Annotated in this window: 25 protein-coding genes and 1 pseudogene; 18 read left to right on the forward strand and 8 right to left on the reverse strand. The window is 69.5% G+C overall.

Annotated elements, in window-relative coordinates:
- Positions 1-23: 23 nt before the first annotated feature.
- Positions 24-986: a hypothetical protein gene (locus ACGFX4_RS20025; RefSeq protein WP_393075941.1), complete on the reverse strand. Its 963-nt coding sequence runs from the start codon at positions 984-986 to the stop codon at positions 24-26.
- A 201-nt stretch (positions 987-1,187) separates the two neighbouring features.
- Here ACGFX4_RS20025 and ACGFX4_RS20030 point away from each other — a divergent pair, with 201 nt between their 5' ends.
- Together ACGFX4_RS20030 and ACGFX4_RS20035 are read left to right on the forward strand one after the other, a co-directional pair.
- The gene (locus ACGFX4_RS20030; protein WP_393075944.1) at positions 1,188-1,589 is read left to right on the forward strand and encodes a hypothetical protein; all 402 of its coding nucleotides are present in this window, start codon (positions 1,188-1,190) and stop codon (positions 1,587-1,589) included.
- Positions 1,586-3,262 (forward strand): hypothetical protein, encoded by a 1,677-nt coding sequence (locus ACGFX4_RS20035; protein WP_393075947.1) that lies wholly within the window; start codon positions 1,586-1,588, stop codon positions 3,260-3,262. Before ACGFX4_RS20030 ends, ACGFX4_RS20035 begins: the two co-directional genes overlap by 4 nt.
- A gap of 249 nt (positions 3,263-3,511) precedes the next feature.
- Here ACGFX4_RS20035 and ACGFX4_RS20040 read toward each other — a convergent pair whose 3' ends face one another.
- Positions 3,512-4,102 carry an ATP-binding protein gene (locus tag ACGFX4_RS20040; protein WP_393075950.1) on the reverse strand — a complete coding sequence of 197 codons (591 nt, stop codon included), beginning with the start codon at positions 4,100-4,102 and terminating at the stop codon, positions 3,512-3,514.
- 234 nt (positions 4,103-4,336) lie between these two features.
- On the opposite strand from ACGFX4_RS20040, the gene ACGFX4_RS20045 reads away from it, so the two are divergent.
- The 5 genes from ACGFX4_RS20045 (at position 4,337) to ACGFX4_RS20065 (ending at position 8,644) form a co-directional block, all read left to right on the forward strand.
- Positions 4,337-5,581 (forward strand): helix-turn-helix domain-containing protein, encoded by a 1,245-nt coding sequence (locus ACGFX4_RS20045; protein WP_393075952.1) that lies wholly within the window; start codon positions 4,337-4,339, stop codon positions 5,579-5,581.
- Between the two features lie 14 nt (positions 5,582-5,595).
- On the forward strand, positions 5,596-6,081 hold the full coding sequence (locus ACGFX4_RS20050; protein WP_393075954.1) for a hypothetical protein: 486 nt from the start codon (positions 5,596-5,598) through the stop codon (positions 6,079-6,081).
- Positions 6,082-6,203: 122 nt separating this feature from the next.
- Positions 6,204-6,836: an HAD family hydrolase gene (locus ACGFX4_RS20055; RefSeq protein ID WP_393075957.1), complete on the forward strand. Its 633-nt coding sequence runs from the start codon at positions 6,204-6,206 to the stop codon at positions 6,834-6,836.
- 86 nt (positions 6,837-6,922) lie between these two features.
- Complete coding sequence (locus ACGFX4_RS20060; RefSeq protein WP_393075960.1) at positions 6,923-8,101, forward strand: helix-turn-helix domain-containing protein; 1,179 nt, start codon at positions 6,923-6,925, stop codon at positions 8,099-8,101.
- Between the two features lie 270 nt (positions 8,102-8,371).
- Positions 8,372-8,644 (forward strand): hypothetical protein, encoded by a 273-nt coding sequence (locus ACGFX4_RS20065; RefSeq protein ID WP_393075963.1) that lies wholly within the window; start codon positions 8,372-8,374, stop codon positions 8,642-8,644.
- 295 nt (positions 8,645-8,939) lie between these two features.
- On the opposite strand, the gene ACGFX4_RS20070 is transcribed toward ACGFX4_RS20065, so the two are convergent.
- On the reverse strand, positions 8,940-9,554 hold the full coding sequence (locus ACGFX4_RS20070) for an ATP-binding protein (RefSeq protein ID WP_393075965.1): 615 nt from the start codon (positions 9,552-9,554) through the stop codon (positions 8,940-8,942).
- 332 nt (positions 9,555-9,886) lie between these two features.
- Between ACGFX4_RS20070 and ACGFX4_RS20075 the strand changes: the two genes are divergently transcribed.
- On the forward strand, positions 9,887-10,732 hold the full coding sequence (locus ACGFX4_RS20075) for a helix-turn-helix domain-containing protein (RefSeq protein WP_393075968.1): 846 nt from the start codon (positions 9,887-9,889) through the stop codon (positions 10,730-10,732).
- Complete coding sequence (locus ACGFX4_RS20080) at positions 10,729-10,956, forward strand: DUF397 domain-containing protein (RefSeq protein WP_393075971.1); 228 nt, start codon at positions 10,729-10,731, stop codon at positions 10,954-10,956. The genes ACGFX4_RS20075 and ACGFX4_RS20080 overlap by 4 nt, the downstream gene beginning before the upstream one ends.
- Before the next feature lie 74 nt (positions 10,957-11,030).
- On the opposite strand, the gene ACGFX4_RS20085 is transcribed toward ACGFX4_RS20080, so the two are convergent.
- Entirely contained in the window at positions 11,031-11,258 is a 228-nt protein-coding gene (locus ACGFX4_RS20085; RefSeq protein ID WP_393075974.1) for a DUF397 domain-containing protein, read from the reverse strand.
- Between the two features lie 339 nt (positions 11,259-11,597).
- On the opposite strand from ACGFX4_RS20085, the gene ACGFX4_RS20090 reads away from it, so the two are divergent.
- Positions 11,598-11,996 carry a hypothetical protein gene (locus ACGFX4_RS20090; RefSeq protein ID WP_393075977.1) on the forward strand — a complete coding sequence of 133 codons (399 nt, stop codon included), beginning with the start codon at positions 11,598-11,600 and terminating at the stop codon, positions 11,994-11,996.
- Complete coding sequence (locus tag ACGFX4_RS20095; protein WP_393075980.1) at positions 11,993-13,666, forward strand: hypothetical protein; 1,674 nt, start codon at positions 11,993-11,995, stop codon at positions 13,664-13,666. The genes ACGFX4_RS20090 and ACGFX4_RS20095 overlap by 4 nt, the downstream gene beginning before the upstream one ends.
- 146 nt (positions 13,667-13,812) lie before the next feature.
- On the opposite strand, the gene ACGFX4_RS20100 is transcribed toward ACGFX4_RS20095, so the two are convergent.
- Together ACGFX4_RS20100 and ACGFX4_RS20105 are read right to left on the reverse strand one after the other, a co-directional pair.
- Entirely contained in the window at positions 13,813-14,634 is an 822-nt protein-coding gene (locus tag ACGFX4_RS20100) for a hypothetical protein (protein WP_393075981.1), read from the reverse strand.
- A 432-nt stretch (positions 14,635-15,066) separates the two neighbouring features.
- On the reverse strand, positions 15,067-15,279 hold the full coding sequence (locus ACGFX4_RS20105; protein WP_393075984.1) for a hypothetical protein: 213 nt from the start codon (positions 15,277-15,279) through the stop codon (positions 15,067-15,069).
- A gap of 75 nt (positions 15,280-15,354) precedes the next feature.
- Here ACGFX4_RS20105 and ACGFX4_RS20110 point away from each other — a divergent pair, with 75 nt between their 5' ends.
- The 7 genes and pseudogenes from ACGFX4_RS20110 to ACGFX4_RS20140 all read left to right on the forward strand — a co-directional run.
- Positions 15,355-16,638, forward strand: coding sequence for a helix-turn-helix domain-containing protein (locus ACGFX4_RS20110; protein ID WP_393075988.1), 1,284 nt, complete (start codon positions 15,355-15,357; stop codon positions 16,636-16,638).
- A 140-nt stretch (positions 16,639-16,778) separates the two neighbouring features.
- Positions 16,779-17,126 carry a hypothetical protein gene (locus ACGFX4_RS20115; protein ID WP_393075989.1) on the forward strand — a complete coding sequence of 116 codons (348 nt, stop codon included), beginning with the start codon at positions 16,779-16,781 and terminating at the stop codon, positions 17,124-17,126.
- Entirely contained in the window at positions 17,123-17,545 is a 423-nt protein-coding gene (locus tag ACGFX4_RS20120; RefSeq protein WP_393075992.1) for an ATP-binding protein, read from the forward strand. Before ACGFX4_RS20115 ends, ACGFX4_RS20120 begins: the two co-directional genes overlap by 4 nt.
- 141 nt (positions 17,546-17,686) lie before the next feature.
- Entirely contained in the window at positions 17,687-17,839 is a 153-nt protein-coding gene (locus ACGFX4_RS20125) for a hypothetical protein (protein WP_393075994.1), read from the forward strand.
- Between the two features lie 166 nt (positions 17,840-18,005).
- The gene (locus ACGFX4_RS20130; RefSeq protein ID WP_393075996.1) at positions 18,006-18,929 is read left to right on the forward strand and encodes a hypothetical protein; all 924 of its coding nucleotides are present in this window, start codon (positions 18,006-18,008) and stop codon (positions 18,927-18,929) included.
- Between the two features lie 9 nt (positions 18,930-18,938).
- Complete coding sequence (locus tag ACGFX4_RS20135; RefSeq protein ID WP_393075999.1) at positions 18,939-20,174, forward strand: tetratricopeptide repeat protein; 1,236 nt, start codon at positions 18,939-18,941, stop codon at positions 20,172-20,174.
- A gap of 129 nt (positions 20,175-20,303) precedes the next feature.
- Positions 20,304-20,447: pseudogene (locus ACGFX4_RS20140) on the forward strand (GntR family transcriptional regulator); the annotation flags it as partial.
- Between the two features lie 73 nt (positions 20,448-20,520).
- Here the strand turns inward: ACGFX4_RS20140 and ACGFX4_RS20145 are convergent.
- Both ACGFX4_RS20145 and ACGFX4_RS20150 read right to left on the reverse strand, forming a co-directional pair.
- Complete coding sequence (locus ACGFX4_RS20145; RefSeq protein WP_393076002.1) at positions 20,521-23,148, reverse strand: RICIN domain-containing protein; 2,628 nt, start codon at positions 23,146-23,148, stop codon at positions 20,521-20,523.
- A 144-nt stretch (positions 23,149-23,292) separates the two neighbouring features.
- A complete protein-coding gene (locus tag ACGFX4_RS20150; protein WP_393076004.1) occupies positions 23,293-25,674 on the reverse strand; it encodes a non-reducing end alpha-L-arabinofuranosidase family hydrolase in 2,382 nt (793 codons plus the stop codon).
- Positions 25,675-25,843: the final 169 nt, after the last annotated feature.

The following is a 25,843-nucleotide window of genomic DNA, read 5'->3' on the forward strand; positions in this document are numbered from 1 at the left end:
CACCGCAGTCCCGCACCGGGCGCTCAACGGCCGGGAACTCTCCGACACATCTGCTCGACGACCTCGGGAAGCCGACCGTGCTCACGACCCGCAGCACAGACGGCCGACAACTCCTTGGAGAAGCGCGGCGCACCGAAGTCCTGCCCCAGCGCAGGACCCGCCGACGGGCCCACACCGGCCGGACGCTGGTCGCGCGGGCGAGCCAGCGTCGACGTACCAGCGCGCCCTGGCTTCCGGGACGGACTCACCGACCCACTGGCGGGCTCAGCCTCCTCACCCTCAACGGCAACAGGTTCGCTACGCGGCTCCGGCGCCTGCGTCGCAGCGGCTGTCGGGCCGGCCACGTCAGCGACCGGAGGTGCGCTGGGCTCCGGGATCCTGTCCAGCGCCTCCACCAACACGGGAGCGACCGGTCCCGCCGAAGCGGCCACCCCACTGATCGACCCGGCTCGCAGCTCCGCGCCCGGTGGCGAGCTGCCGAAGGCAAATCCCGCGAGAATCCCGGCACACGCGAGCACCAGCGCGCCACCGCCCCGGCGGGCGCTGCGCACCGACCCTGCCGGGAGCGACCCGCCGTACCACCACCGACCTCCGACAGACCTCGCCAGCGGAGATCCCGGCACCGCCCCGGCCGCCTCTGCCCTCCAGCGGCAGTGCTCCGCATTGCGCGCGGCCACGGTCTCGCCTCCGAGCCCCTGCGCAGCCCACGCAATCGCGCTCGCCGAGTAGATATCCGCCGCTGTCGCGAAGTCACCGCAGCAGAAGCTCACATGGGCCCGCAGTTCCTGCGCATTTAGCGCATCCGGGTGCAGGGCGCCGCTTTCAGCAGCGGCCCGTTGCTGTAGTTCATCAGCCAGAGTCACCGCGAGCGCGAAGTCGCCATCGGCAACAGCAAGTCGCACCCGCTCGATCTGCGACGCATACGCCGACGGCAGCTCCGCGCGCCATCGCCCGCTCAGTTCTACTCCGATCGCGCTGAAAGTCATGCCGCTCCCCTTCGATGACCTTCACCACCTTGCCGCAGTCGACGGGCTGACTCCCTGCAGCGACGCCAACGCTGCTTCGTGGCCATCCGATCGAGTGATCCCAAGCCCAAGTTGTCCACATGTGAGTGACGTCCGGTGACGCGACGTGGCTGGCAGGTGTTGCACTGGATACGCGGCACCTACTGATCTGAGGAGACTTCCATGACACCTCTCACGACCGCCCAGTCCATCGAGAACAGCACGTCAGCTTCCTTGTTCGAGGCCGCGCGGACTGCTTCAGCCCTGGCCACATTGGCTGAGACGGACGCCAGCTACGACGAGCTCGCAGCGATCACCGCAAGCCTGTACGCGACTCGCGCCCAGGACCATCTGCCGCTTCGTGAGTCCACCCCCGACACGTCACTGCCGCCAGTTGTTGATGTCGCCGGTGTCCACGCCCTCGCGGTCCGCCTCGACAAGGCAGCCGAGGAGCTCGCTCAGCTCGGCCGCGAAGCCACCCTGCCCGAGGAGGTCTACAACCGGCATGCAGCGGCGCTCAATCTCAGGAACGCTGCGATCGCTCTCCGCAACGCGGTAGGGCCGGTGGAGCGGACGGCACCGTGACATCCGCTCCGACCTGGGGCCACTTCACCGGGCTCGCCACCGACCACCTTCAGCAGGCCCTCGGCGAACTCGCCACGACCGCGGAACGCAGCTCCGAGGGTGTCCACGCGGCCCGGGCCGACGCTTTAGCGGGGGTTTGCCGGCAGCTCCAGCCGAGCATCGCACGTTTCGGACCGCTGGCTGTAGACGCCAGGTTGACGAGCGATGAGGAGCTCGGCCGTCTTCAGCAGAGCCTCGAGAAGCTCAATGCTGAACTGACCCGGACTGCAACGTTTTTCCAACCGGAGGTCGACGGGCTCGCACTCCGGCTTACGGACACGGCACAGATACTGTCGTTCGGCCGCGACATCCTGTCCAGCCACCATGCACCGACGGGCCAACCACTGACCCAGTACGCCGCGTACCTCGACTCGCCAACCGCCGCCTACGAGATCCTCGCAGAGACCGCGGGACTGGCGAGCATGGCCGGGTTCGCGGCTATGCACCTCGCCAGGCTCTCACCGCCTGTCCGCCGCTACTCCCGTGACCGGGCGCCGCTCAGCTCACGCGTCAACGTCCTGGCAGGACAACTGGAGCTCGCGGCAACAAGCATCAACAGCCGTTTCTCCTTCGCATGGCCGCCAGTGGCGTTGGCTGGCCCCGGTGTCGCAGAGCTTCCTCTGGCTCCCTCCCAGCCACCGAGCTCTGTCCTACCGGGGGAGTCCAGGGACGTTGCACTGCACGCGGTCGCGGCGAGCTGTGAGTGGCTCGCGGCCCACGCCGTCAGACAGCAGGCGCAATCCGTACCGGACCTCACCGTGGGCGAGATCAGAGACCTCGCCCATTTCCAGGCAGCCAGCCACCTGTTGAGCGCCCGGCTGATCGAGCACACATGGGACGCCACAGCAGACGGATCAACGGAAGCACGCCCCTACGCGGAAGCAGCGTCCGCTCTTCGGACTTCGAGCCGGGCATGGCGCACCGCAGCCGAGTCCTGGCATTCCGGTCTCCGCTCCGCGCCTGTCGGCGCGCGGCCTGTTGCCCTGCGTGAAGCAGAGTTCATGACCGTCCGCCTCGGCCGCATGCTCTTCGCTCAGGGCTGGACCCCTCGCGACGGATTCAACAGGCCTGTCAGACCGGCCGACCAGATCACAGCAGGACCGAGCACTGTCACCGACCTGCTCAACACAGTGCGGACCATCGCGGCCAGCAGCGAGGTGCTGGCGGAGCACGTCCCCCGAATTGTGGCATCCATGGCGAACCGTGGAATCCTGCTCAGCTCCGATCCTGCCTTCAATCCACGGGGCGACACCTTGGCCGCACAGATGACCAAGGGGTGGACCCGCTGGTACGCAGCGACGGTCGACCAGCTCAACCCGGTCTTTGCCGCGTACAACGCGGCCCGCACGGCCTCAGCAGACGCAGATGCCCAACTCTCCTGGTCTGCCGCGGGAACCGGGAATCCGATTCCCCGCGCTCGTCTCGACGCCGACCGCCGCCGGGCATTGGCGTTCACTGGCGATCCCGACCTCGACAATCAACGCGTACGGGCCTCAGCGGCACGCGCTCGCAGTGTCCTCACTCCGGCCCAAACTCCCGACGGTCCGAGAGACTTCAAGGAACGGACGCGCGCCCTACGTCGTGAGATCGCCGAGGTCTACGGGACGGACCGCGCTCAAGGCCGCCGCCGCTGATGACTTCCAGAGGCAGGCGCTGGCCGTCGACGCGGCTCGTCTCTCCTCGATCGGCGGACGCACGTCCTGCTTCGAGTCATCGAAGATGTCCACGGACGGAACGCGCTTGGGTCGCCGGTAGCGACGGCCTCCCGTTGAGCTGCACTTCCGCCGCACTGCTCATGGGCGGTGGCATGGCTTTCACCGGGAGAGGCAACGGTCCGTCCTGGCCGGGCAGCCCGACGAGCTGCCCGGCTGCAGGTCGAACGGTCAGTCCGACGGGCCCGGGCGCCAGGGGTGGCGGTCGACGCGGTTCCCGCCCTCGTGCACGCCGGCCACGCCGAACGGTCGGGCCAATCGCGGCAGCCGCAGGATCCCGATGCGCGGCTGCGGAACCTGCGCTCGGACACGCGCGTCGAGCAGCGCCCGCCGGCAGTGCGGACTGTCGTCCACCGCCGTGACGACCGCGGGAGACTCCCACAGGGATGCCAGCACCGGTGTCTCGAGCGTTCGCTCGAACCACGTGGTCTTGCCGTCGGACGTCGCCTGGACACCGGTTCGGTCCGCGAGGGCCTCCACCAGGAACAGGCCCCGCCCGTCCTCGGCGTCGGCTGCCGCGTCCTTCCGCGTCGGCACCTGCGGGTTGCGGTCGTCGACTCCGACGACCACCGTGTTCGCGGGCGTGACCGTCACGCGTAGCCCCACGACGGTGGTGCGCCCGTACCGCACGGCGTTGGTCACCAGCTCGGAGGTGAGCAACGCCAGGATCTCGGTGTCGGAGTCCCTCAGCGGCCCGCACCACAGCGTGAGCTGCTTGATGACGCGCTTGCGGGCGACGGGGACGGCGGATTCGGCCGCCATCAGACGGATTCGGAACGTAGGCACGACGGATACCTCCAGGTTGTGCACAGGAGCGAGGCCGGCTGAAGCCGGATCAAGCCCTAACGGGCGAAGCTCTTACCCTGAGTGAACGCGCGACTACGAACGAGTCACCATCGTGGATGCTGAATTCGCATCAGCCGATGCGGGAATCACATATCCGACCCGTGATGGGACCGCTCGCCTCGTAGCTTTGAAGCCGAGGAGGGGAAGGTCATGTGGCAGGCGACAGCGGCGGCCCGAGAGGCAGCCCGGGCCGGGAACTACGGCAAGGTGGTCAGGGAGGCGCGGCATGCACAGGGTGTCACTCAGCGTCAGCTCGCTCAGGCGTGCGGCGTGCACCAGAGCCGGATCTCACGGCAGCTCGAGCAGCGAGGTCGCGGTCCGTACCAGATGGATCTACTCCGGGCGGCAGCCGCTTTCCTCGGCGTCCCGCTACACCTCGTCGGCCTCGCGGAGAGCCACTCGGCACACCCGAACGGGGCAGCCGACGTGAATCGCCGTGCCTTCCTTCGAAGCGCCGCGGCAGCCGCCACAACCCCCCTCGCTGGCTTTCCCGAGCGAGAGGACGGACTCGGCCAACAGGTCGCGGCCCTTCGCGTGATCACCAGCGCCAGCCGTCGGTTGGATGCCGGCACCCCGTCCCGTGACCTCTCCGAATCCGTGCACGGACACCTCCGCCTCATCCAGACGATCGCCTCGTCCGCAGGCTCCGGCGCACCTCGGCAGCGGCTCGCCGAGGCTGCGAGCGAGGCCGCGTCCTTCGCGGGGTGGCTCGCCTGGGACATGGCCGACCTCGGCTCGGCCCGCACCTGGTACGGCCAGGCAGTACGGGCGGCAAAGGCGAGCGGCAACCCGCTCCTGGTCGCCTATCAGGCCGGGACACTGGCCCAGTTCGAGGCACACGCGGGCAACCCGCACGTCGCGCTCAACCACGTCGCCGACGCGCGCCGGCGTCTCGCTGACGACACGCCGGATGTCGCCGATGCATGGCTCCTGGCAACCGAGGCACTGGCCCATGCCGTCAGCGGTGACGCGCGGGCCTGTGACCGTACGCTCGCAACTGCGCTCGCCGCAGCCCGCCGTTCACCCAAGGAGACCCCTCCGCCATGGCCGTGGGTCTTCAGCTTCGACGAGACCAAGGTCGCCGCGCATCGGCTGACGTGCGCCGCCCGACTCGGCCGACCCGACTGGGCCACAGCCGAGGAACACGTCGTGCTGGCCATCCCCAACGAGAAGCAGCGTGCTCTGGCCCTCCTCGACCTCGCCGCCAGCCATATCGCCTCCGGCCGCCCCGAGTCCGGCTGGGCGATGGCGGGCCAGGCAGTCCGCATCGGGGTGAAGTTTCGCTCCGGACGGATCGTCGAACGCGGCCGAGCCGTGCGTCGACTCCACAACTCCAGGAGCGTTCCGCGAGCGGTTGGCGCGTTCGACGACCTGCTCCACAACGTGCACCTCTAGAAAGGAACAGCCCCATGCGAGTGGGAATCACCGGTCATCGCGGCCTCACCGGGCCAATCGCCGAGACCGTCCGCGAGCTGCTGCAGCGGACAGCCGCGGACTACATCCCAGCCGACCTCACGGCCGTTACCTGCCTCGCCGACGGCCCCGACACCTGGTGGGCCGACGCGGTGCTGGACCGCGGGGGCAGGATCGAGGCAGTCGTCCCGGCCCAGGACTACCGCGCAGGACTTCCGGACTGGCACCACGCCGATTACGACCGCCTCCTGCAGGCGGCTTCGGACGTCCACGAGACCGGGCTGACCGCATCGACCTCAGAAGCCCACATGGCCGGAAGCGAGATCCTCGTAGGCCTCTCCGACGAGATCCTCGCAGTCTGGGACGGACTTCCGGCCCGCGGATACGGCGGCACCGCCGACGTCGTCGACTACGCCAGGAACCTCGCCGTGCCCGTCCACATCCTGTGGCCGACCGGAGCAGTCCGCCCGCCCACCACATAGGCGAATGCCCCGCCGGGTTCGCCACATCCGATACGCGGGCCAACGCCGAGATACCGCAGGCTCGGTCACTCCCTGGCGCTCCCCACGGTCCCGATACGAGCACACTGGGTAGGCTCAGGCCCGTGATTCGATCCGTGGTGTTCGACATCGGCGAGACTCTGACCAGCGACACCCGTTACTGGGCGGACTGGGCCCGGTGGCTCGGAGTCCCGCAGCACACTATGTCCGCGCTGGTCGGAGCCGTCGTCGCCGGGGGCCGGGACAACGCCGACGCGATCCGGATCGTCAAGCCCGGGTGTGACGTGGGCGCCGAGTGGCGCGCGCGGCAAGCTGCCGGGCAGGGGGAGCAACTTGAGGAGGACGACCTCTACCCCGACGTCCGCTCGGCGCTTCAGCGTTTCCGTGCCGCCGGTGTGTGGGTCGGCGTCGCCGGCAATCAGAACGCCGTCGTCGCTGGCCTTCTCCAAGGCCTGAGCCTTCCTGCTGACGCCATCGCCACGTCTGCAGAGTGGGGAGTCGCCAAGCCCGCAATCGAGTTCTTCGATCGCGTTGCCGCGTGGGCTCCAGGTCGCCGTGACCAGATCGTCTATGTCGGCGACCACCCGGCCAACGACATCGTGCCCGCCCGTGCCGCCCGCCTTCGCACCGCTCACCTTCGCCGGGGCCCGATCGGGCTCATGGCAGAGGCGACCGGCGCCGACTGGACGGTCGACTCCCTGACCGAGCTCGCTGAACTCCTCGTCGGACAGAACTGATGAACCGCCGGAGATCGAGCCACGAAGCGCTTTCAGCACCGCAGTTGTAGAGCGTTTCCAGCGGTCGCACAGAACGGAGTCCTTCTATGCCCAGCGCTTCCCTGCTCGGGTACCGGGTAGCCACAGCGCGCGCGGTGGCCAACATGACCAGGCCCCAGCTCTGCGCCGCGTCCGGGGTTTCCATCAGCATGATCCGCCAGGTGGAGGCCGGCACCCGGACGCCGAGTGACGCCGTCCTTGACGCGCTCGCCCAGGCGCTGCGGACCACAGCGGACGAGCTGGTCGGCGGGCCGGGACGCACCGACTCCCGCGTGCATGTGGCGATCCCCGCGCTCCAGGCGGCCATCGCGGACTACGACCTCCCCGCGGACGGCCCGACCCGGGGCCTGGACGCTATCGCCCGTGACGTGGCGGCCATGACCGACGACCGGGTCAACTCGCGATACGGACGGCTCGCCGAGCGGGCCCCCGCGCTGCTCGAGGAGCTCTTCCGAGCCGTCGACCAGTCCGTCGGCCATGACCGGCAACGTGCGTCCCACCTTCTCGCGTTGGCAATCCGCTCAGCCGACGCCGTCGCCTACAAGTACGGCTACCGAGACCTGTCAGCGAGGCTGGTCGAGTTGATGCGCTGGGCCTCCGCCATCGCTGAGGACGCCGCCCTCGATGCCGCCGCGGCTTACGTACGCACCGAGACCTTCTTCGCAAGCAACCGGCTCGGCGGCGGCCTGCGCTCGCTCCAGGCCGCTGCCGACAGACTCCCGGCACCACGCACTGTCCGCCTGACCGCCGCAGCGGCCGCCCTCCACATGCGAGCTGCAGTCGTGGCCGGCCGAATGCGGGATGCAGACAACGCACGGCACCATCTCGCCGAAGCCGAACGCCTTGCGCGAATCGTGCCGGAGCGGCTGTACGACGGCACTGCGGTGGGCCCCGACTCCGTACGGATCCATTGCCTGGCGGTGGCCGTCGAGCTGAATGACCTTCACAACCTCGGGTCAGCCGTGGCGGAGGCTACTCGCTGGTCGCCTCCGGGCGACCTCCCCGCCGAGCGACGCTCGCACTACTACATCGACCTGGGACGGGCACATATGGCTCTTGGACAGCCTCAGCGCGCACGCGAATCTCTGCAAGTTGCACGGCAGATCGCTCCACAGCACGTCCGAGAACACGGCCAGGTTCGCGCCGAGCTGGCGACGCTCGTCCGCCTCGATCGCGGCCGCAATTCCGAGTTGCTGGCCTTCGCTCGATGGGCCAAGGCCATCTGAGGCAGAGTGACACACGTTGTGTCACTTTGCGGGATTCCGGCGCGGAATCGTTCTCCACGTGACAGCAAACACGATTCGGGACAGCGCTGACCTGCGTGCGGAGGACGCCAGCCCGGCCTTCCTTCGTCGCGGGGCTGGCAACACCACATCTCCGCTGTACCCGGCTGGCCCTTTCACCCAGGCGAGCGCCAGCGAAGGCACGTGGCACTACCACCAAACGGGGTGCACTGAGCGCCTGTCCGTCGGCGGTGTGCAATGACGCCCTCGGACATGGTCACCGACCGGAACACACGCCAGTACCAGGTCGAAATCGAGGGCATCACTGAGCCCGCCACCTTCTCCCGACTCCCAGAAGCCCTCTCGGCGCTCTGGGCGGCTCTGCGGGTTCTCCCGTTGGGATGGACGCAGTACGAGGCCTACCGCTACTTCTTCGGCGAGGGTTCTGCGGAGCGGGTGAAGACGTTCCTCGACCGCGACGGCCAGTTGTCCCTCAGCTTCCAATTGGAGGGCCGAGCTCACGCCGTCCACGTCCGACCGGTCTAATATCTGCTACAAGGCGTGCAAGTTATCCGGTCGTTCTGTACATCGACGCCAGCTGCGGTCGCGGTTTGCACGCGCACCGGAGTGGCGACCGTCCTGGGCTGGTTTCCTCGGGCCGATCGACGAGACCCGCGAGGTGGGGGACGGACCGAGCTCGGGCCGCCGGGAGCCCGGCGGCCTCCGATCGGGCTGCACTTCCGCCGCAAGGGTCGCGGCGGTGGCATGGCCTTCACGGAAGCAGCGACGGTCCATCCGGGCCTGGCAGCCCGACAGGCTGCCAGGCCTCAGCCCCGAACGGTCACTCCGACGAGCCCGGTCGTCGCAGGCGGCGCCCGAAGGGGGTCCCGTAGTCGGCCACCCCGGCGACACCGAACGGCCGTACAAGCCGAGGCAGGCGAAGGACTCCGACGCGGGGCCGCGGGACTTGGGCACGGACCCGCGCGTCGAGCAGGGCTCGTCGGCACTGCGGACTGTCGTCGACTGCGGTGACGACGGCCGGCGACTCCCACAAGGACGCCGGGATCGGCGTCTCCAACGTCCGCTCGAACCAGGCGGTCTTCCCTTCCGCCGTGGCCTGCATACCAAACCGCTCGGCGAGCGCCTCCACCAGGAAGAGTCCCCGTCCCGCCTCGGCGTCGTCGTCCGCCTTCCTGCTCTGCGGCACCTGCGGGTTCCGGTCGACGACCCCGACGACAACGGTGTTCGCGGGCGTGACCGTCACGTGGAGCGCCACCACGGTGGTCCGCCCGTACCGGACCGCGTTGGTCACCAGCTCCGAGGTGAGCAGCTCCATCACCTCGGTGTCGGAGTCGCGCAGCGGCCCGCACCACAACTCGAGCTGCCTGAGCAGTCGCTTGCGTGCGACGGGGACGGCGGACTCGGACGACATCAGGCGGATTCGGAACGTAGGCATGACGGATACCTCCTGGCGGTGCAAGGGAGCGATGCCGACGGAGGCGGCTGGCCCTAAGGCAGACCTCTGGCGAGCCGGCCCACCCGGGATACCCCAGGGAAGGACGCGACCACGCAAAGAACCGAGCCAGCGCCCAGTGTTACCAGGCGAACGCTCTCCGTTACCTAACGAGCATGACTCCTGACGAAGCGTTAGCGCAAGGCATGTCACCCAAATATGAAAACTTTCATTTCTGGGGGCTAGGCGGTGGGCTTCGAACTGCGACAGTGGTGGCGAGCGGCTCTGTGGGCCGTGCACACTGGGCACGGACAGGCCAGGAGGGGTAGATCGAGATGGCAGCTGCAGTTCCCGAGGTGCGGATGCGGCGGATCGCCGCCGAGCTCAAGAAGCTCCGCGAGTCCAAGCGGCTCTCGGCGGAGGAGGTTGTAGCAGCGGTCCCCAGCCTCAACCTGGTGAAGCTGTCGAGATACGAGAACGCCCGGGTTCAGCTGAAGCCGGAGGTCGTCGCCCTGCTCCTGGAGTACTACGAGTGCGACCGGGACCTCGCGTCGGTCCTGCTCGACACCCTGCGAGACAAGCGCCGCCCTGGCTGGGTAGCGAGCTACGAACAGCTCAACCCGCTCTACACCGACCTCATTCGCCTGGAGGAGACGGCCGTCGGCCACAAGACCTACCAGTCGGCCTACATCCCAGGGCTCTTGCAGACCCGCCAATACGCGCAGGCGATCATCTCCAGTGGAGTGCTCAAGCGCGCGAGTGTCGAGGAACAGGTCGAGGTACGGATCAACCGGCAAGCCGTACTGACTCGCTCAGAGGCACCGCTCAGCCTGTGGGCGGTCATCCACGAGTCCGCTCTGACCATCGACGTTCCCGATGGGGTGATGCGCGATCAGCTCGACAAGCTCCTTCAGTTCAGCGCCCTGCCGAACGTCACTGTCCAGGTGATGCCGACCGCAGCGCCTCCGCACGCCGGCATGACCGGTGCGTTCGCGTTGCTCGAGTTCCGGCATCGCGATCTCGATCTCGTCCTCCTCAGCGGGATGCTCAGCAGCAACTGGGTGGAGGAACCCGAGCACGTGGACATCTACCGCTCGGCATTCAACGAGATCATGGCGACGGCCGTCGATCCCACCAAGTCGGTGGACCTCATCAACGAGAAGAGAGAGCAGCTCACATGACGTCCGCATACCTCATTGCCTCCGACCTACCTGTGGCATGGCGCAAGTCGACCGACAGCAATCCGAACGATGACTGCGTGGAGTGCGGTGCCCTTGCGGACGGCGTGATCGTGACGCGCGACAGCAAGGACCCGCACGGTCCGGCCCTTGTCTTCGCCGGCCCGAAGTTCTCGGCGTTCACCACCGCCGTCGGAAGCGACACGCTCGTCCCGGTGGTCGGCTGACCCATACCCGACCGGCCGGTCCAGCTCTGTTACGGCGCCGGGCCGGCCACCCAACAGCCACTCCGCTGCTCCGCTCAGCGGAGGTCGCTGAACTCACCGCGCGCTGCCCCCCGCCGAAAGGCCTGCCATTCGTCCTGATCGAATATCAGGGCAGGTGAGTCCAAGTCAGCACCGCTGCGCAGTGCGATGAAGTCACCCACGAAGGCCACCTGCGGGCCATCCTCCGCACCGGGCGCAGCAAGCCATTGAGCGCCCTCGAGGTCCAGCACCTTCGGCTTCGAAGCCCGTGTCGAACCGCTCATCGTGAGTCCTCCTTGCGAGCCCGCACATCCTCTCGGCGAGTGCCCAGAACAGCGCCCCGGATGTCACCCACTCGATCGGGTGATAGCGAATCACGCGGAAACGGACTTTTCCACAAGACTGTCTTCGTCGAACGGCCTCAGGCTCGAGTCTGTGAGTCTCCCAGCCGAAGCAGTTCTCGGCGTCAGGCTCGAAGGCGGTCAGCCTCTCGGGCGCCCTGCCATCGCGACAAAGGTTCGGCGACAGAGACCTTCTCCACAGCTCGAGTCTGCGGCCCAGCGCTCCGCCCGGAGCAACCCTGAACGTACCGCACCGGCACCAGCGACCTCACGGAGGACTCCATGTCTGACATCACCACGATCCAGACCATCGAGCGAAACACATCAGTGCTGCTGCAGAAGGCCGCACAGACCGCGGAGGCCATCGCCAGCGCCGCCGAGACCGACGACCGGTACGACGAGCTCTCCGCGCTCACCGCTGCCATCCACATCGCCTCTGCCGACGGTCTTCTTCCGCTCCCGGAAACCGTGCCCGACGCTTGGCCCCCGGACATCGCCACTCCGGCAGTCGATTCACTCGCACTGCGCCTGGACGCGGCCGCAGATCAGTTGGCTGACCTCGGCCGCGAAGCCACGGTACCCAGGACGGTTCACGACCGGTACAAAGCGGCGGTGTGCGTGAGGAAGGTTGCGATTGCGCTTCGCAACGCCGCCGCCCCCGACGGTCGCCAGCCGTCATGACCGAACCGTCCTGGGGTGAGTTCACCGGAACCGCCGCCGACGAACTCCAGGTGATTCTCAGCGGTCTGTCGGCGACGAAAGACCGTTGTTCCGAGGGTGAGCACGCAGCCCGAGCTGAGGCTCTGGCCGATGTGTGTGGCCGCCTGCAGCCTGTCGTCAGGCGCTTCGGCCCCCTTGTCGCAGATGCCGGCGCAGTGGCCGGCGACGAGCTCGCCAGCCTCGAGCTCGGCCTGGAGTCGCTGAACCGAGAGCTACGGCGCGCAGCGGCCGTCTCACCGCCAGCGCCCGATCCTGTGGCAAGCCGGCTCGCCGACACCGCACGAATGCTCTCCCTCGGGGGCGACGTCCTCGCGAGCCATCACGCACCGAGCGGCCAGCCGCGCAGCCAGTACGCCGCGTATCTCGACTCACCGGCCGCCGCCTACGAGATCCTCGCGGAAGCTGCTGCTACGGCAAGCATGGCCGGGTTCACCGCCATGCACCTCGCCAGGCTGTCGCCACCGGTCCGCCGTTACTCCAGGGATCGCGCGCCGCTCAGCACGCGTGTCAACGTGCTGGCCGGCCAGCTGGAGCTGACCGCAACCAGCATCAACAACCGGTTCTCCTTCGCATGGCCACCTGCGGCAATGGCAGGGTCAAGCATCGGCGAGCTGCCGCTCGCGCCTTCCGGCCCGCCCGTCCCCGTACAACCCGGTGAGTCCATGGAAAGCGCCCACCGTGCAGTCGTCACCAGTTCCGAGTGGCTCGCGGCCCAGGTGGTCAGGCAGCAGGCACAACGGATGCCCGACCTCAGCGTCGTCGAGCTCCGCAGTATGGCCAATCACATCTCCAGGTCCCAGCTCCTCGGTGCCAGGCTGATCGAGCATTCGCTGGATGCCATTACGTCCGACGCGACCTCAGCAGGCGGCTATGTAGAGGCAGCGGCCCGGCTGCGAACCTCCAGCTTGGCTTGGCGTTCGGTTGGCACTGTCTGGCACGACACATTTGCCTCCATCCCCACCGGCACCTCGCCTCCGGTCCTCCGCGAGGCAGAGTTCATCGCAGTGCGGCTCGGTCGGACGCTCTTCACCTCCGGATGGACTCCGCTGGACGGGTTCAGGCGTCCCACCCGCGACACCGACCAGATCGTTCAGGGGCCCGATTCGGTGGTCGACCTTCTCAGCGCGGTTCGAGCGGTCGCAGCGAGCGGCGAGGTACTGGCTGAACACTTCCCACAGATCACCACATCCATGGTGCGCGGAGGTGTGCTCCTCAGCTCTGATCCGTCGTACAACCCGCACGGCGACACCCTGGCCGCACAGATGGCCAGAGGGTGGACCAGGTGGTACGCAACGGCGGCCGAGCAGATCGTCCCTGTCGTCAACGCCTACAACGCGGCCCGCACGGCCTCAGCCGACGCGGACACCGCGATCGGGCAGGCGGCTGCGGCGGAGGGGATTCGTCTTCCCCGGGCCCGCCTCGACGCCGATCGCCGCCAGACACTCGCGTTCACAGGCGACCCCGCACTCGACACACAACGGGTACGCGCATCGGCAGCACGGGCCCGAAGTGTTCTCACGCCCCCGCAGAAACCCGACGAACCGCGCGACTTCAAGGAACGCGCTCGTGCCATGCGTCGCGAGATTGCCGATGTCCATGGCACCGAGCGTGCACGCAACCGATACCGATAGCCCTTCGCCCGCTCGCCCGAGGACATCCAGAAGGAACTGGTCCTCGGCAAGCTCGCCCTCCCAGCCGCGGACCCGACATTGCAGTCGTGACCAGTCGGGAATCCATCGCCGCAACCACGCCGGGGGTGCCCTGACCGCTGGCGTTGTCAGTGGCAGCGCCTGGCGTCCGCGAGTTCCCGAGCTCCTCTCATCGCCGCACGTGCCCGGGCCGCACCCGACGCCGTGGCCGCCTCGCCCCTGCCGATGGTGAGGCCCCCGGGTGCCGCCGGTACTCCCCGGCACGTCCCGCAGAGACGTGAACCGCGGCTCGGACAAGCACACTTCGGGCACTCCCCCAGCCGTTCGGCGGAACGGTCACCGGCAACCGTCACCGGCATCTTCCGCATCAGCCGATCCCGGAGAATCGCCACAGGCGAGTGGATGGTCCGAGGTAGCCCCGGCAACAGCGCCGCCGCGAGCTCGGCCCGACCGCAGCCGGCCCCCAGCCACCTGGCCACCAGGGGCGCAAGCTGCAGCGCCTCCACCGAACCGAGTCGAAGCCTGGGCTCGGCTGCGAGCACGCAATGCAGCTCGACCGCCGCCTCGCGAACCCGCCCGTCCACGTCGGCTGGCACCCGCGCATCAGCGCGCCGCGCCCGTTCTCCTGCGCCGCCGCGCTCGTCCTGCACGCCGCCGGGGAGGGCGGGTTCTTTGACCGGGTTCTTTACTTCAGGGACGCCAGCCGCAGCGAAGTCCGCCTCACCGGGCGCCGGACGGGGCGCATCCGGCTTGGCCTTTGTACTTCTCGTTTCAACGGGCCACCGCGTCGCCGCCGACCCTGCCGCCTGCGGCGTGTCGTACACGTGCGCCTCCGAGCGGATGGTGCCGTCGGGCATCCGGACCTTCTCCACCCGGTAGTAACCGGCCTCCGTCAGCTCCCTGAGGGCCTTTCGGACGGCCGCACGGCTCTGCGTGCTGGTGTCGGCCATGTGCCGGGCGTCCTCACGCCACCGGTTCGGCCGGGACAACAGATCGGCAAGGAGGCCGCGAGCGGTGAAGACAGACGACGGTCCTGAAGAGCTGCGTTGGGCAACACGGTGAAGTCGCGCGCGTGCGCGCTACGATGAACCTGCATCGGAGGTTTCGCTCCTGGTGCCGGACCCCGGGGTGTTGGCGCACCGCCGGGGTCATCAATGGTCGGTTAGCTTACGGAACGTAGCACAATCAATACTGTGAGATCGGTGGAATCCAGAGCGTCAATCCCATCGGGCGGCAGAAGAGTGTGCCGCAGCCTCGCCCGTCGGCAGGCGCAGGGGTGCCGCCGCCAGCACGCGCCAGCCGCTCGGCGCACGGCTCGGCTGGCGCCTGCCCAGTACCTCTGCGCTCGCAGCCGATCGAACCAGGCGTCACGGTGGGGGGCGCTACACCAATGAGCTGAACAGCCCGCGTGGCGCACTTCCTGCAAGCTCGCCCAGGACATCGCCGTCGCCCACCGTAGCGGCTGGCCGGATGAGGCGGACAAGCTCTACCGGCGCTTCGCCGCTCTGCAGAAGTCGACCGCCGAACATGCCGAGCTCCTGTCCACCTCGCTGGACGACACCGACGCGGCACTCAAGCTCGTGCAGCTGCAGCACGCCGGTCTCCTTGCAGGCGCCACTGAGGACGACTAGCCCCGCGCTGCTGCGCCGGGGCTGACCAAGGTGGTCTCCTTGACTTTCCATGTCCGCCCGCCCGTTGGGGCGGGTACCGTCCGGAGTACAGGCGAGCGTTCGGAAGGCGGAGCCGGCATGACGCAGTGGAGTGACTACACCACGGGCGAGCGCATCAAGATCCTCCGTGGGCCTGATGTGACGCAGGAGCAGCTGGCGGAGGCCACCGGTCTGTCGGTGGCGACGATCCGCAAGGCCGAACGGGACCTCGGGGTCAGCCTGCAGACGCTGTTGCGGATCTCGGACGCCCTCCATGCGGACGTGTCGGTGATTCTCGGTCAGCAGGCTCCGCGGCGTGCGATGCACGGCTCGGACCGGGCGATGGTGCGGGTGCTGTCGCGCGCGGTGCACGACACCGCCGCCGGCGTCGGCACCGATGTTCGGCCGCCGACGACGGCCGAACTGGCCGCCGCGCTTCGGACAGCGTGGGAGACCTACCGGGCCGGGGACTTCCTGCGCGCGGGCGTCCTGGTCGCGCCGGCACTGCGGGAGGCGGCCGCCGCGCAGCGGAACACACCTTCCGGGCAGGAGTGCGCGGCAGCCGGCGTGCTGGCCGACGCCTACCGGCTGGCCGCGTATGTGGCGAACCAGTTCGGTGCCCGCGATCTCGCGTACGCGGCGATCGGGCACGCACAGGCGCAGGCGGAGCGAGGCGGCGATGCGATGCGCGCCGCGATGGTCGCCTCCGGCCGCTCCTGGATCTACCTGCGGGACTCCCGGCTCGACCAGGCCGCCGAGACCGCTCGCCTGTCGTACGAGGCGATCGAACCGCGCTATGGCGACCGTGACCCGGTCCTGCTCGCCACTTACGGCTGGCACGTGACGTTCGCGGCCGTGGTGGCGGCCCGGGCCGGAAGTGTCGAGGCAGCGGATGACCTGCTGTCCCAGGCCCACGCGGTCGCGGCTCGGATGGGCCGGGACGTGACGGTCAACGGTACGGCGTTCGGACCGACCACGGTCACCGCGCAGGCGATCGGCATTACCGTCTCCACCGGCCGGCCGGGCAAGGCGCTCGGACTGTTCTCGTCGATCGGCGACACCAGCACGCTGACCCCCTCCGCGCGCAACCGACTGATGCTGGATGTTGCACTCGCCCAGGTGGACACCCGGCAGTCAGACACCGCGCTCGACACCCTGCTGGAGGTCTGCTCCGCCGCTCCCGGGTGGGCCCGCCACCAGGCCCTGCCCGGTGTCATCGCGCAGCGCGCCGGCGAAGGCAGTGCCACCACCGCCAAGCTGCGCAAGCTCTCCACGATCCTGGGAACCTCCACGATCCTGCGCTGAGTGATACGCGGCGTATCACTCCCGGCCGGTCTGACCTTCGGTAGTGATACGCCCCGAGCGTTCACTCAGCGTGAGAATGTCGCGACAGTGGACGCATGCTGACGCGCCATCACCTGCAAGGGCGACCGACTCCCGGCCGTGTGCCGATCGCGCTGTACATCGCGGCCGACGACGAGACCGCTGCCCCGCGCCATGCGGTCCACTGCCGCCGGTACGCCGAGCTGCGCGACTGGACGGTCGTCCTGACGGCCACCGACCTCGTGCCCGGTCCCGACCTGACCGGCCGGACCGGCTGGGACCAGGTGGTGATGGCACTGTCGGACGGCAGCGTCCGGGGCATCGTCACCAGGTCCCGGGACATGCTGGCCGGCACCACCGAGACGTGGCAGACCCTGACCACGCTCGCGGCCGACCGCAACGCGTTCCTCACCACGGCGGAGACGCCTGCGCCGAGCGCGGCGGCGAGGGCACGGAGGCGTCGGCTGTGACGACCACGACCGAGCCGCTTCCGGCAGTCCACCCGGCGACCGCGCGGCTTCCCTACGAGCCCCAGTCCGCCCGCGCGGCGCGCCGGCTGGTGCGCGACAAGCTCACCCAGTGGGAACTGGCCGACCTGGTGGACGACGCCTTGGTCATCGTCAGCGAGCTGGTGTCCAATGCCGCGAAGACCGGCTGCCACCAGGAGATGGTCGTCGCCATTCGCCGGATTACCGAGCGGACGGTGCGGATCAGCGTTCGCGACGGCTCCCGCGCGCTGCCCGTCATGGTCACCGCCGGTCTTGCGGACACTTCCGGCCGGGGCCTGGCCCTGGTCCACAAGCTGACCGGCGGTCACTGGGGAGCCACCCCGGAACCTCGCGGCAAGACCGTCCACGCCGACCTGCGCGTTTCCCAGCCAGCCACCTGACCCGAGCCCCGCTGCAGCGCCGCTGTCCGCAGCGCAGCCGCAGCCTCCATGACTCCCCTGGACCGTACGAGCACCAGGGGCAGCAAGGCCGGCGCCGAATCCCGCGGCGCCGGATGGACCTTCGTGAAAGGAATGACCCGCATGAACGACAGCATCAAGGTCGACAACCTGACGCGGCGCCTCGACCACTCCGTCCCGGACATCGCGCCGGAGCCGGGGGCGGCCGTCGACAACCTGACGCGGCGCCTCGACCACTCCGTCCCGGACTTCGCGCCCGAGGGCACCGAGGTCTGACCCGGTCCTGAACCGAGGTCAACGAGTTGACACCACGGCGGGGGGGGGGGGGGGGGGGGGGGGGGGGGGGCGGGGCGGGGGGGCCCGCCCCCCCCCCCCCCCCCCCCCCCCCCCCCCCGCTGCGCACCCGCCAACCCGCAGCACATCTCGACCAAGGAGAGTCCACATGCAGACCACCATCGCCACTACCGTCAAGGCCGACTCCTTCTTCGACCTCCGACGGAAGGACCCGGCGCTGACACTTCTGCGGGAGGGCGCAGAGTGGGCGCTCCCGTTCGCCCTCATGGAGCGCCTCGTGAAGTCCGGCACCCCCTACGCGGAGCGCGCCCGCGACCTGCGCAGCGAGAGCGTGAACGTGTCCGGGGCCGGCTTCGACTGGTTCGACGGCAAGCTGCCCGGCCAGATCGCCGACGAGATCAGCCTCGCGGACTACGAAATCGTCGAGCACACCGACGAGCGCCGTGCGGCACTGTCCCAGGCGCTGGAGCGGCTGGCCTCGGTCCATCCCGAGGGCTTCGCCCGCGTGCGGGAGTTCGTCCGGGGACTTCTGTGGGTGGGCCTCAAGGCCGGCGTCCGCACCTCCTCGCTGACCAGCTCCAGCGACCCGGCGCTGCCCTATGTCATCGTGTTCTCCGAGAAGGCGCGGCAACACATCCCGCCGAACACCGTCAGCCCGGAGCCGTCCCACCTCTTCCTCGCGGAGAACATCCTGCACGAGGGCACCCACCAGTCGATCAGCTTCCACGTCCTGACGCACCAGGTCTTCGCCGACGGGTACTCCTCCACGACCTCACCCAAGATCGAGATCGCGTGGCGGGCCACGCAGGGTGTGGCCAGTAACCAGTTCTGGGAGGTGGATCGGGCCTTCCACGCGACCTGCGTGTACAACCAACTGCTGCGCTTCCGCCGGGTCGAGCTCGACCGCGACGACCTGACCGCAGGCGAGCGTGCGACCTTCCAGGCCGCCTACGACGAGGGGATGCCGGCCGTCCGCTACCTCATGGACCAACTCGAGTCGCTGAGTGAACACTTCACCGTGCACGGCAGGGAACTGCTGGCCGACCTGCGCCAGCAGACCGACGAGCTGTAGGAGGGGCAGATGCTGCAGCACCTCATCGCACAGGACGAGGACCTGCGGATGGTCCCCGCCGACCGCGACAAGCTGGCCACCGCTGTCGAAGGGCTCCGCGAGGAGCTGCGGACGCGGCCCGCCGGCACGGACGCCGACCGGACACGGGTCCTGGCCCGCTGGGCCGGCATCGGCTCAGTGGTCCTGGGCAACTACGACGACGGGCGCACCCTACTGCGGCAGGCACTCGACCTTGCCGTAGCGGCGGCCAACAGCCGGTCCGTCGTCGCCACCGAACTCAACCTCGGCGACGCGTACCGCTACGCCGGCGAGTTCGACATCGCGGACGCGCTCTACCGCGCTGCCCTGGACACCGCCCGCAGCACGCACCCGGAACTCGTCGACTTCGCCCTCCAGCACTTCGGCAAGCACCTCATGGAGAAGGGCGAACTCACTGCGGCCCGAACCCACCTCCAAGAGTCCATGCAGCTCCGGATCGCCAAGGGCGACACCGAGCTGATCGAGTCCACCGGGGCCGCACTGCGCCGCGTCGAGATGCTGATCGGCCGGAAGGGCGCTGGCGACGAAGAAGCCGCGCGCAGGAGTCAGCAATGGAACTCGTGGCTGCAATCCCGCACCACGGCCCGCACCCCGGATCGGTGGGCGGAGGACTTCCCCGCCATCCGGGACGCGGTGCGGGACATCACCGAGCACCAGCGTGTACGGCCTGTCCACCTGCGCGACCAGCCGTTCCCCGCCGGGCTCATCGCCGCCATGGCGCAGGAGGCCGAGGAGGCCGTGGCCGCCGACGGCTACCTGCACAACGGCAAGTGGAATGCGGCCGTGGGCGACGCGGCGAACCGCTTCGCCGGGCGGGGCGACCTCGCCGCGGTCGTGGCCCGGGCCACCGGCCTGGAGGTGGAGCACCCGCACACCGCCGTCTACATCGCCTACCTGAAAGAGGGGCAGTTCCTCGACTTCCACGTGGACAAGTTCGGCTTCGGCGAGGCCAACCTGATCCTGTGCCTCAAGCACGAACGCCTCCCCGCTGCGCCCACAGCGAGTACCACCGTCTTCATCGGCACCGACGGCTACCTGGAGTGCGATCTCGCGCCGGGAGACTGTGTCGTGTTCGACGGGGCGCTCACGCCGCACGGCCGGACGCCGCTCAGCGCCGGAGAACGCGTGACCCTCGCCAGCTTCGGCTTCCGCGCCCGCGATCAGGCCCCGCGCATGGTCACCCACCTCCCGCCGCTCCCCCGCTGAGACCAAGGACCACCGCGAAGAGCGATCGCCTCGGGCCCTGTCGGAAATTTCCGACAGGGCCCGACCGGGCAGGTCCGCGCCCTCGACCTGCTGCGGATGTTCGGCCACGACATGCTCGGCGCCGCCGCCGAGGCAGCGGTCGAGGAGCACGAGGCGATCTACCGGGCCATTCGCGACGGCCGCCCCGCGGACGCCGCCGCGGCCACGGTGGTGCACCTCGGCCGGACGCTGGAGGACTACCGGCGGGAGATCCAGCGCCGCCTGTTCGGCTGACCGTGCGTCAGCGCCGCGTGCAGCCTCACGGGCCGCAGGCGCAACGGCCTGCGGCCCCGTGCGGGCCGGTGGGTCAGGACGGGTCGCCGTACTGGAGGCCGCGTCCGTTGGTGCCGATGTAGACCCGGCCGTAGCGGTCGGGGTCGCCGGTGATGATGCCGATGCTGGCGATGGCACCCCACTGGTGGGCGTCGTCGTTGATGCGCACCCAGGTGGCGCCCGCGTCGGTGGAGCGGAACACTCCGGTGACGTCCTTGACGGTGCCGATCAGGTACAACGCCTGGTAGGTGGCGCCGGGCGCGGCCTTGCCGAAACCGAGCGCGGAGGCGGAGCGCACCGAGCCGAGCGCGCCGAAGGTGCGGCCTCCGTCGGTGGAGTGCAGCAGCCCGTTCCCGCCGCCGGAGATCCACAGGTCCCCCGCGACGCCCGGGGTGGCCACCAAGCGGCCGGAGGGCAGGTTGCCGGTGCGTGCGGTGAAGGTCGCGCCGCCGTCGGTGCTGGCGTGGAGCGTGCCGCCGACCAGCGCGTAGAAGGTGGTGGCAATGCCGCGGTCGGCGACCACCTCGGCATCGGTGCCCAGGCCGTTGACCCGGGACCAGCTCGACCCCTTGTCGGTGGAGCGGTACGGGGCCTGGCCCGCCCCGGTCCAGACGATGGTGGAGCCATCCGCCGCGAGCGCGACACGGCCCATCTGGGCACCGGCCGGCTTCGCCTTGAAGCCGATCCAGGTGACGCCGCCGTCGGTGGAGTAGGCACCGTCCTGCTCACCGCCGCGGCCCACCCGGACCATCACCGACGGGTTCGACTGCGCGAAGTCGATGTCCGTGCTGCTGCTCATCAACGGGTTCTTCAGCCGGCCGGCGGGCACGTCGGTCAGCGAGTCGTAGCGGAAACCGCCCTGGTCGCCCATCGAGGTGACCAGGGTGGCGCCGCCGGGCGGGGCGACCGCGTCGGCGAGCGAGGTCTCCTCCAACCCGCGGGCCCCCGCGGTCCAGTGGCTGGTGCCGCCGCTGTCGTGGGCGGTGACGTCCTTGCTGCGCCAGATGCCGTTGCCGGTGCCGTACAGCACATGCCCGGAGTCGAACGGATCAATGGCCAGGGCGGTCATCCAGTGCCCGATGCCGGTGCCGATGTACGGAGCGGCGGAGGCGTCCCGCACCGACTTGTCCGCCAGCGCCTTCCAGGTCGTGCCGCCGTCGGTGGTCCGGTACACCTCGTCCTGGGGCCACCAGCGGTCGAGGGTGGTGACCATCACCGTGGACGGCTTCTGCGGGTCGACGGCCAGGCCGGAGAACCCGTAGCCGCCCTTGGACGGGGAGACGTCCTTCCACGCCCCGCCGGCCGGCGAGTACTTCCACACCGAGCCCGCCGTCACCCCGTTGGGCCCGAGGGCGTTGGTGTACGTCAGGTAGAGCGAGCCGTCGCCGGACACCACGCCGTGCTGCGGCAGTTGGCCGGTGGGCTGCCCCGGGACGGCCTGCCAGGTGCTGCCGCCGTCGGTGGAGCGGTACAGGGAGGTGGAGCGGTCGCCGACGCCGACGTAGACCGTCCTGCTGTCGGCCGGGCCGTATGTCACGAAGGCGATGCCTCCGCCACTGCTCGCCCCGTCCTTGACGGGGAACGACGCGACCTGGCTCCACGTCGCACCGCGGTCGGTGGAGCGCCACAGCCCGTTCTTGCGGGTGCCGAGCAGCAGCGTGTCGTGGTTCCCCGGGTCCACCACCAGCCGCTCACCGGCCCCGCGGCCGTCCTCGTTGCCGCCCAGCTTGAACGGCAGGTCGGCGCGCTGGAAGCTGCGGCCCCGGTCGGTGGAGCGCAGGATCGCCGCGTTGCCGGCCCAGTCGTTGGTGTAGGTGCCCGCCGCGAGGTACAGCCGGTCCGGGTCGACCGGGTCGGTGGCCAGCGCGTCGATGCCCAGCAGGTTCCAGTCCTTCTCGCCGACCCAGTCGGTGAGCGGTATCCACTGCTCGGCGCCGGTGTCCCAGCGGTAGGCACCGCCCATGTCGGTGCGCGCGTACAGCAGCCCCTTCTCCCGCTGGTTGAAGACCAGGCCGGTGACGTAACCGCCGCCCACCACCTGGGCGTTCTTCCACGCGTACGGGCCGTTCCCGCCGGTCTGGGTACCGCCCCCGGCCACCTTCACCAGCTTCCACTGCTGGTTGGTGCCGCCCCAGCCCGGGTACTGGATGACAGCGCCGCCCTGGGCCGTGGAGGCTCCGGACACGTCCAGCACCTGGCCGCTGCTGCGGGAGGTGAAGGTCACCGCGTCGGACCCGCTCACGTCGTCGATCCGCCACTGCTGGGAGGCGGCGGACCTGTCCGTCTGCTGCTCGGCGACGGCCGCCCGGGCGGTCGAGTCGCCGGCCATCCCCAGCACCTTGCCGCTGTTGCGGTTCACCAGCTCGTAGAAGCCGTCCCCGACGGGCTTCAGGCGCCACTGCTGGTTGGCGGTGTTCTGGTCGGTCCACTGCTGGATGCGGGTGCCGTCGGCGGTGGAGAAGCCGTTGACGTCCAGCACCTTTCCGCTGCGCACCGAGACCAGCCGGTAGTACGCGTCGCCGTCGACCGTCGCCGCCTGGGACTCCTCGTGGGTGACCACGAAGTACGACCCGACCACGACGGGGACACCGATCACCAGGGCGGTCGCGCTCAGGCGGCGGCGGTGCCGTCCGCGGCGTCCGCTGTGGGGGGAGTTGCTCATGGGTAGACGTTCTCCTTGAAAGCCGTGCACGAGGGAGGAGCGGATCCCGGCACCGGATTCGGCCGGGATCCGCTCCCTAGTGGTCGCGGGCCGGGCAGAGGGTTGCCGTGCGCCCGGAACTTTCTTCGCTCTACGCCGGTCGGGTCAGCGCTGGAGGGTGAGGAGGCCCGGTCGCCACGGCAACTGGTCGTAGGGGCCGGTGGCGGTGGGGTTCTTGCCCTGGTAGAGGAGTTGCAGGTTGCAGGGGTCGACGGTCATGGTCTGGTCGGGGTTGGTGCGGACCAGGTCGCCGTGGCTGATGTCGTTGGTCCAGGAGGCGCCGCTGTTGGCCTTGCCGGCGAAGGGGTTGCTCTCGGTGGCGGCCTGCGGGGTCCAGGTGCCGCTCAGGCTGGTGGCGGTGAAGGAGCGGAAGTAGCGCTGCTCGGTGGCGCCGCGGGCCTCGACGATCATGAGGTACTGGTTCCGGTCCTTGACCTTGTAGACCTGGGGTGCCTCGAACAGGTTGGCCGCGGTGTCGGTCATGACCGTGGTGTAGGAGGAGCCGAAGCTGCCGGGGAAGTTCCCGATCGGCATGCTGGCGCGGTAGATGCTGCCGTTGTCGCCGGCGAAGAACAGGTACATGTTCTGGTCGTCCGCGATCAGGGTCTGGTCGATCGGGCCGGTGCCGGAGCCCGGGATGCTGCCGGTGAACAGGCTCTGCGGCGCGGACCAGCCGTTGGGGTTGGTCGGGTCGCCGGAGGTCCGGTAGACGAACGGCGACTGGCCCCACTGGTAGGCGAGCACCCAGATGTTCTTGGGCGCGAAGTAGAACAGCGTGGGGGCCACCGCGGCCTGGCTCATCCCGGTCTGGGCGGTCGACGCCATGTCGGACCAGTTGGTGAACGGGCTGAACATCATCGAGCCGTACGCCGACCCGTTCACGTTCGAGGCGTAGACCAGGTGCTTGCCGTTGTAGACCACGTCGGTGAAGTCCTTCACCGAGGCCCACCCGTTCTTCGGCTGCGCGAGCGCGCCCGTGGAGGACCACCGGTACGTCGACGGCAGCGCGCAGCTGCCGCCCGGCGGGGTCGGGGTCGGCGTCCCGGACAGGCCGGTCCACTTCTGGTTGCTGCCGCCGGACCAGCAGGCGTACAGCTGGATCTTGGTGCCGTTGGCGGTGCCCGCGCCGACGGCGTCGAGGCACAGTCCGGACTGGACGCCGGCGATCGAGCCGTCCGCATTGACGGTCCACTGCTGGTCGGCACCGCCGGTGCAGTCGCCGATCACCACCGCCGTGCCGTTGCCAGTGCCCTTGGCCCTGGCGGCCAGGCACTTCTTGCCGTAGACCATCAGCTGCCGACTGGAGGTGTAGGTCCACCGCTGGTTGCCCTGGCCGTGGCAGTCCCACAGCTGCAGCTGGGTGTCGTTGGCGGTGGTGAAGCCGTTGACGTCGAGGCAGCGACCGGAGGCGACGCCCTTGATCTCCCCGGCTCCGCTCCCGCCGCCCGTCCCGCCCGTTCCGGTGCCGGCGGCGGCCTTGAGGGCGTTCATGACGGCGGTGTAGGCGGCTTTGGGATTGCCGTTGCGGTCGAACAGCAGCGGGTTCTCACCACCGCGCCAGGAGTCGCTGTCCCGGACGCCCCACACCGTGATGCCGGTGCACCGGGCCACGGACAGGCAGGCGTTGGCGGCGTCGGCGTAGCCGGTGGACGGTGCCTGGGCGATGTCCAACTCGGTCATCTGGACGTCCACGCCCAGCGCGGCGAAGTTGGTCAGCGTGGTCTGGAAGCTGGACGGCGGGCCGCCGGCGCCGAAGTGGCTCTGGAACCCGACGCAGTCGATGGGCACGCCGCGGGACTTGAAGTCCTTGACCATGCGGTAGACGCCCTGGGTCTTGGCGTCGGACCAGTTCTCGATGTTGTAGTCGTTGTAGCAGAGCTTGGCCGCGGGATCGACGCCCCGGGCGGTGCGGAAGGCTTCCTCGATGAAGCCGTCACCCAGCACGTTCTGGAACACCGAACTGCGGTGCCGGCCGCTGCCGCCGTCCTCGAAGGCCTCGTTGACCACGTCCCAGGCGTAGATCCTGCCCTTGTAGTGGGTCATCTCCTGGGTGATGTGGTTGTCCATCACACTGCGCAGGGTGTTGGCGTCGCCGATCGAGCCGACCCAGGACGGGAGCTGCGAGTGCCAGACCAGGGTGTGGCCGCGCATCCGCTGGCCGTGCGCGGAGGCGTGGTTGACGATCTGGTCGGCGCCCCCGAAGGTGAAGTTGCCGCGGGACGGCTCGATCGCGTCCCACTTCATCTCGTTCTCCGGGGTGATCATGGTGAACTCCCGGTCCGCGATCGCGGTGTACGCCGAGTCGCCGAGCCGCCCGGCGGCCACGGCGGTGCCGAAGTACCTGCCGGAGGGGGCCGCCTGCGTGCCCAGTGCGGCGGCTCCGGCGGAATCGGGGAGGAGCGCCACGACTCCGGCCACCAGCGCGGCGGCCGAGGTCCCTATCGCCACCACGCGGCGTCGCCGGCTGAGCCGGTGCAGGCCCTTCACGACTCCCCCCAGGGGCCGCGGGTCACCCGGTGCGCCGCGCTCGTGCGTGCCCCGGCCGGGGGTTGGTGGGTGTGTTGCGTCATGCGGATCGGCTCTCTTCCTGGATGCCTGAACGGGGGCGTCGGGGCCCCTCCCGCGGCGGCCCGTCCTGGGCGGGCGGCCGGGAGGA

The organism is Kitasatospora sp. NPDC048365 (genome assembly GCF_043200835.1).
In the GTDB taxonomy this organism is placed as follows: Bacteria; Actinomycetota; Actinomycetes; order Streptomycetales; family Streptomycetaceae; genus Kitasatospora; species Kitasatospora terrestris.